This is a genomic window from Sphingobium indicum BiD32 (assembly GCF_000382885.1).
Classification (GTDB): domain Bacteria; phylum Pseudomonadota; class Alphaproteobacteria; order Sphingomonadales; family Sphingomonadaceae; genus Sphingobium; species Sphingobium japonicum_C.
The window spans coordinates 1-6,524 of sequence record NZ_CAVK010000103.1 but is presented as its reverse complement, the minus strand read 5'-3'; the positions used below and the strand labels follow the sequence as shown (position 1 = coordinate 6,524).

At 60.5% G+C, this 6,524-nt stretch carries 6 protein-coding genes; 3 read left to right on the top strand and 3 right to left on the bottom strand.

Features of this window, described 5'->3' with window-relative positions:
* Positions 1-97 precede the first annotated feature (97 nt).
* The 3 genes from EBBID32_RS10540 to EBBID32_RS10530 form a co-directional block, all read right to left on the bottom strand.
* Positions 98-901, bottom strand: coding sequence for a LytR/AlgR family response regulator transcription factor (locus EBBID32_RS10540; protein WP_006956171.1), 804 nt, complete (start codon positions 899-901; stop codon positions 98-100).
* Positions 898-2,004, bottom strand: a complete 1,107-nt coding sequence (locus tag EBBID32_RS10535; RefSeq protein ID WP_037490073.1) for a sensor histidine kinase — start codon at positions 2,002-2,004, stop codon at positions 898-900. The genes EBBID32_RS10540 and EBBID32_RS10535 overlap by 4 nt, the downstream gene beginning before the upstream one ends.
* A gap of 70 nt (positions 2,005-2,074) precedes the next feature.
* Positions 2,075-2,557: a winged helix-turn-helix transcriptional regulator gene (locus EBBID32_RS10530; protein WP_037490072.1), complete on the bottom strand. Its 483-nt coding sequence runs from the start codon at positions 2,555-2,557 to the stop codon at positions 2,075-2,077.
* A gap of 111 nt (positions 2,558-2,668) precedes the next feature.
* On the opposite strand from EBBID32_RS10530, the gene EBBID32_RS10525 reads away from it, so the two are divergent.
* The 3 genes from EBBID32_RS10525 to rplL all read left to right on the top strand — a co-directional run bounded on the left by EBBID32_RS10525 (position 2,669) and on the right by rplL (position 6,257).
* Positions 2,669-4,774: a RelA/SpoT family protein gene (locus EBBID32_RS10525; RefSeq protein WP_006956166.1), complete on the top strand. Its 2,106-nt coding sequence runs from the start codon at positions 2,669-2,671 to the stop codon at positions 4,772-4,774.
* A gap of 523 nt (positions 4,775-5,297) precedes the next feature.
* On the top strand, positions 5,298-5,813 hold the full coding sequence (rplJ, locus tag EBBID32_RS10520; protein WP_006956162.1) for a 50S ribosomal protein L10: 516 nt from the start codon (positions 5,298-5,300) through the stop codon (positions 5,811-5,813).
* A gap of 72 nt (positions 5,814-5,885) precedes the next feature.
* Positions 5,886-6,257, top strand: a complete 372-nt coding sequence (rplL, locus tag EBBID32_RS10515; RefSeq protein WP_006956160.1) for a 50S ribosomal protein L7/L12 — start codon at positions 5,886-5,888, stop codon at positions 6,255-6,257.
* The last annotated feature ends 267 nt before the right edge of the window (positions 6,258-6,524 follow it).

Sequence of the window (6,524 nt, the reverse complement as noted above, 5' to 3'; positions counted from 1 at the left end):
CGCCCTATCGATAGCTCGACACCCCTCCGTCTGGCCTGCGGCCAGCCACCTCCCCCACAGGGGGAGGATGAGCGTTACTGCTCCCTCCAGCTTTCCGTCAGTGAACGAACCGCGCCACCACGTCGCGGTAGGAGCGGCTGACTTTGACCTGGGCGCCCGATTCCAGCACCAGGAAACATTCGCCATTGGTATGCGGCTTGACCTGCTTGACCTGGCTCAAATTCACGATGGTCGAGCGATGGACGCGCTGGAAATTGCGGGGGTCGAGGCGCTTTTCCAGATCCTTCATGGTTTCGCGAAGGATCAGCGAATTGTCGGCGGTGTAGATGCACATATAGTCGCCCGCCGCGTCGATCCGCTCGATCGAATCGACATCGACGCGGAAAATCTGGCCGCGATCCTTGATGTTGATGAGTTTCTCGAACCGGTTGGAGGCCGGGCCTTCCTCGTCCGCTGCATTGAAATCGCTCATCGCCTGGGGCGCGACTTCGGCCAGCACCTCACGCAATTTCTCCGCTTCCTGCACCTGCCGCTTGTCGGACAGGCGCAAACGCACCCGGTCAAGCGCGTCGGCCAGACGGCCTTCCTCCACCGGCTTTAGCAGATAATCGACCGCCTGCGCCTCGAACGCGCGAATCGCATGGTCCATATAGGCGGTGACGAAGATGAACAGCGGCGGCTCCACTTCCATGATGCCCTGAACGACCGAAAAACCGTCAAAGCCGGGCATCTGGATGTCGAGGAACACAAGGTCGGGCTTGTGCGTCTTGATGGCGCGGATCGCTTCGCGCCCATTGTTGCAGGTTTCGATAATTTCGACATCCTCATGCGCTTCCAGACGCAGCATAAGCCCTTGCGTAGCAAGGCTTTCGTCGTCGACGAGGATTGTTCTGATCGTCATGCGGCCACTTTCGATGAATCTTCCAAATTAAGCGGAATTTCGATGATCACCGAAAAACCACTGGGACTTGAACGTGTTTCAAAGCTCTGTCGTTCCCCGAAGGCCTGAATGAGCCGGTCGCGGATGTTCGGCAGGCCAACGCCGGTCCCTTCGCTGACGGCAATGTGTGGCTTCATTCCACCTTCATTCAATCCCGGCCCGCTGTCCGATACGACGATCCGCACATTTTCGCCGGCAGGCTGCGCGCTGACCGATATTTCCGCGCCTTCCTCCTTGGGCGTGACGGCATATTTGATCGCATTTTCGACCAGCGGCTGAAGCAGAAGCGATGGCAGCCGCGCCTGTCCGACGGCCGGGTCGATGGTGAATATCGGACGCAGCCGATCCTCGAACCGCATCTTCTCAATCTCCAGATAGAGTTTGAGCGTCTCGATCTCCTGCTCGATCGTCACCTGCGCGGTCGGCTCGTTGATAAGGGTATAGCGCAGGAAGGAGGACAGGCGCGACAGCATGGCGTTCGCTCGGTCGGTCTGTTTGAGCAGCACCAGCGTCGAGATGGAGTTCAGCGTATTGAACAGGAAATGGGGATTGAGCTGATAGCGCAGCATCGCCAGCTGTGCGCTCGATGCCTGATTTTCCAGATGGAGCAGCTGGTCGGCCTGCTCCTCCACCGTCAGGTAGAAGTTGATGGCATAATAGAGCGCGGACCATGCGCCCAGCAGCGTCATCGACAGGTAGAAAGCGCCCAGGAACAGTTGCAGCCCGGCCGTATCGCTGCCCTTGTTCTGGGTCGAAAACACCCAGGCGTCGATGAAGGCAACCAGCCCTGCCGCAACCACGACCGTCAGGATCGACACGCCCCAGGTGATGATCGGCTTCTGCCGGAGCAGGAAGCGAAACATCACCGCGATCAGCAGCGTCACCGAATAGCCGGTGACGGTAGAGATCAACACCGGCACCAGGCTGGAAAGCGGCTGGCCATTGGCGATGGTGGACGATCCGCGCAGCAGGAACGCACCGGCCCAGCCGAGCGATTGCAGGTTCCAGAAAGCGCGGTTCTTGTCCGCGAAAAAGGGCTGGGGCTGAAAGGGATGAACAGACATTACAGGCAGCCTAGGCGATTTGAGCCGACGGGTGAAGCCGCTGCGGCCCATAACATCCTGATCCCGGCCGTCAGGCGGCGGCAGCGGGTTCCTCCGCCATCGGCGTGACTTCATCGGGGCACAGCCAGACCAGATCGCTCAGTTCCAGCACGCGGCCATCATGCGCCTGTATCGTGACCTTGCGGATGGGCTGACCATCGCGCCGGTCGGCCAGCACCTGGCAGGACACGGTGCCGCAGCCCCATTTTTCGCCCCACTGGCGCAGCGCGATCATGACGGGGGCCAGTTCCTGCCCCTTTTCGGTCAGGCGATACTCCACCTTGCGCCGGTCGCACTGCATCGGTTGCCGCAGCATGATGCCGTTTTCGACGAGCCGCGACAGACGGTTGGCCAATATGTTGCGGGCAATGCCCAGCGTCGACTGAAACTCCTCAAAATGGCGGATTCCCGACAAGGCACCGCGCAGGATGAGGAAGGACCATCGTTCGCCCATCGCCTCCAGCGCGGCGGGAAGCGCACATTGTTCGAGATCCTGGGCCAGATTATGTTTCATGATCATGACTAGATAGCCCAAAGCGGGCGCAGTTGCAAAAGCGCCGTGTATTTAGGGCAAATGGGATTTTTTTGTTGCGCCGCAAGGCACTTCCCACACAATCGGGAAACGATGTTACGCCAGTATGAACTTGTCGAGCGCGTCAAACGCTATGATCCCAATGCGGATGAAGCGATGATCAACCGCGCCTATGTCTTTTCGGTCCAGAAGCATGGCAGCCAGAAGCGCGCCAGCGGCGACCCCTATTTCAGCCACCCGATCGAGGTGGCGGGCATCCTCACTGATTTCGGGCTGGACGACCAGACGATCGTAACCGCGCTGCTGCACGACACGATCGAGGACACGCTGGTCACCTATGCGGAAATAGAGGCGGCGTTCGGCAAGGATGTCGCGCGCATGGTCGATGGCGTGACCAAGCTGTCGAAGATCGAGGCGATGAGCGAGAATGAGCGGGCGGCGGAAAATCTCCGCAAATTCCTGCTCGCCATGTCGGACGATATTCGCGTGCTGCTGGTCAAGCTGGCCGACCGGCTGCACAATATGCGCACGCTGCATTTCATCAAAAATCCCGACAAGCGCCGTCGCATCGCCAAGGAGACGATGGATATCTATGCGCCACTGGCCGAGCGGATCGGCATGTATGATTTCATGCGCGAAATGCAGTTGCTCGCCTTTCGCGAGATCGAGCCGGAAGCCTATGCCAGTATTACCAAGCGGCTGGAGCAGCTGAAGGAAGGCGGCCATGACAAGGTCGACCGGATCGGCGCGGAATTGCAATTGCTGCTGGGCAGCTCGGATATTCCGGTCACCGTGTCGGGGCGCGAGAAACATCCTTTCTCGATCTGGAAGAAGATGCAGGAGCGCCATATCAGCTTTGAACAGCTGACCGACGTGATGGCGTTCCGCGTGATTACCGAGACGACCGAGGATTGCTACCGCGCGCTGGGCGTCATCCACCAGACGTTCAAGATGGTGCCGGGCCGGTTCAAGGATTATATCTCCACCCCCAAGCGCAACGGTTACCGGTCGCTCCACACCACCGTCATCCATCAGGACAATGCCCGGATCGAGGTGCAATTGCGCAGCCGCGACATGCATCATGATGCCGAACTGGGGCTGGCGGCGCATTGGGCGTACAAGCAAAAGGGCGACGCGGGGGATCAGAATGCGGCGTGGCTGCGCGATCTGGTCGAAATATTGGAACAGAGCCAGGACGCGGACGAGCTGCTCGAACATACCCGCATGGCGATGTATCAGGACCGCATCTTCGCCTTCTCGCCCAAGGGCGAGTTGCACCAGCTGCCCAAGGGATCGACCCCGGTGGATTTCGCCTATGCGGTGCATACCTCGCTCGGCAACCAGACGGTCGGGGCCAAAGTCAATGGCCGGGTGGTGCCGCTGCGCACCTCCCTCGAAAATGGCGATCAGGTCGAAATCCTCAAATCCGCCGGACAGGAGCCACAACCGGGCTGGCTGACCTTCGCCATCACCGGCAAGGCTCGCGCCGCCATCCGCCGCTATATCCGCCAGAAGCAGCGCGGCGAGGAAGTCGAGCTGGGCGAGAAACTCTATGAGGAAATTGTCGGCCGATTCTCCCATGATCTGGCCAGCGAATTGGGTGACAAGGCGCTGAATGCCGCGCTCAAGCGTTTGAAGCTGGACGATCGCGCCACGCTGATGGTGGCGATCGCCACGCATCGGCTGCTCGATTCAGAGGTCATGGAGGCGCTGGTCCCCGGCTCCACCACCGGCACGGGCATGGAGGAAGCCCATCCACGCCAGCACGCGCCCATCTCCATCCGCGGGCTGACGCCGGGCATCGCCTACAGCCTGTCCGATTGCTGCCACCCGGTGCCGGGCGACCGCATCGTCGGCATCCGCCGCACCGGCGGGCCGATCGAGGTCCACACGATCGATTGCCGCACGCTGGAGGCGGGGCAGGATGACGACTGGGTCGACCTGTCCTGGGACAGCAAGTCCAAGGGCGGCACCGCGCGGTTGCAGGTCATCGTCAAGAACCAGCCGGGCGCGCTGGCGGCGGTCACCAATGTGTTCGGCGCGACCAAGGCGAACATCCTCAACCTGCAACTGGTCAACCGCGAAGGCCCGTTCCACACCGACATCATCGACCTGGAAGTCGCCGACGCCCAGCATCTGATGCGGATATTATCGGCGCTCCGCGCGCTCGACACGGTGGTGCAGGCGGACAGGGTCTAGGCGGCAGAAATGCATCTTCCCCTTGCAGGGCAGGGTTATAGTATATGAAACTGCGCCCTCCTTCATCGTCATCCTGAACCGGTTTCAGGATCCATTTCTCGTCACGAGCGAAGGCTTTTGGGGCACGATGGATGCTGAGCCGAAGGCCAGCGCAGCTGAATAAATTCAGCATGACGTAAGCGGGATAACTGAACGTCAAATGCGATAGCCCTCCCTTGCAGGGGAGAGCGAATTTCCGCGTGACATCGCCCCCTGTCCACGCTAAGGGCGGCGGCAGCGAACCCCCTGTGGGTTCACCGTCCGAGACAGTTGGTGAGGGGAATTTGCCCCTCTTAATGTCCAGCCTAGACGGGGAAAAGTTCTTTACCGGGCACGGCTCTAGCGGCCTGTTCCGGGTCTGCCGCCTTCCTTCAAACGGACGAACGGCCAGTCGATCTCTCCCCTTCGGACTAACATCCCGTGTGCTTGCACGCGGGTTTTGCCGTCCATCGGGCTTTCCGGTGGACATGAAGTGGAGAATGGCATGGATCGTAATCAGAAATCTGAGGTCGTCACCACGCTGAACGCTACTTTTGCCGACCTGGGTGTTGTCGTGGTCACACGCAACCTGGGCATGACCGTCGCACAGTCGACGGTCCTGCGGCAGAAGATGCGCGAAGCGGGCGCGTCCTACAAGGTTACGAAGAACAAGCTCGCCAAGATCGCGCTGAAGGACACGCAATACGAGACGATCAGCTCCATGCTGACCGGCCCGGTTGCGCTGGCCACATCGGCCGATCCGGTCGCCGCCGCCAAGGTGGTGATCGATTTCGCCAAGACCAACGACAAACTTGAGATCGTTGGCGGCGCAATGGGCGGTGTGCTGCTCGATGCAGAGGGCGTCAAGGCGCTCGCATCGATGCCCTCGCTGGACGAACTGCGTGCAAAGATTATCGGCCTCATCCAGGCGCCGGCAACCAAGCTCGCTACCGTCATCCAGACGCCGGCTTCGCAGCTCGCTCGTGTCTTCAACGCCTATGCGGAGAAGGAAGCGGCCTGATTGGTCGCAACCAGCTTCCTGTAATCGTTTCAACATATTGCGGGGTTCACCCCGTTTAGAAGGAAAAATATCATGGCAGACATCAACGCACTGGTCGAACAGCTTTCGGCCCTGACCGTCCTCGAAGCCGCCGACCTGTCGAAGGCGCTGGAAGAAAAGTGGGGCGTTAGCGCCGCTGCCGCCGTCGCCGTCGCCGGCCCGGCCGCTGCCGCGGCTCCTGCTGCTGAAGAGCAGACCGAATTCGACGTGATCCTGACCGGCGACGGTGGCAAGAAGATCAACGTCATCAAGGAAGTCCGCGCCATCACTGGCCTCGGCCTGACCGAAGCCAAGACCCTGGTTGAGTCGGCTCCCAAGGCGATCAAGGAAGGCGTGAACAAGGAAGAGGCCGAGAAGGTCAAGAAGCAGCTTGAAGAAGCCGGCGCGACCGTCGAACTCAAGTAATCGGGATGCCCTGCTTCACGCAGGGCTGACCGGGCTGGCCTTATGGGCTGGCGGAGATAAGGGCGGTGCCGAAAGGTGCCGCCCTTTTTCTGTTTGGGAGGCGGTCCCCACACCCCGTCATCCCGGACTTGATCCGGGATTCATTCACGCAACGGTCGTGGTTCTGAGCGAAGGTAGAGCCAATGGATCCTGACTTTCGTCAGGATGACGCCGGTGGTGATTGGCGGGCGGCAACCTTGAGCGGACCTTGTCCCCCCTCCCGCAGGC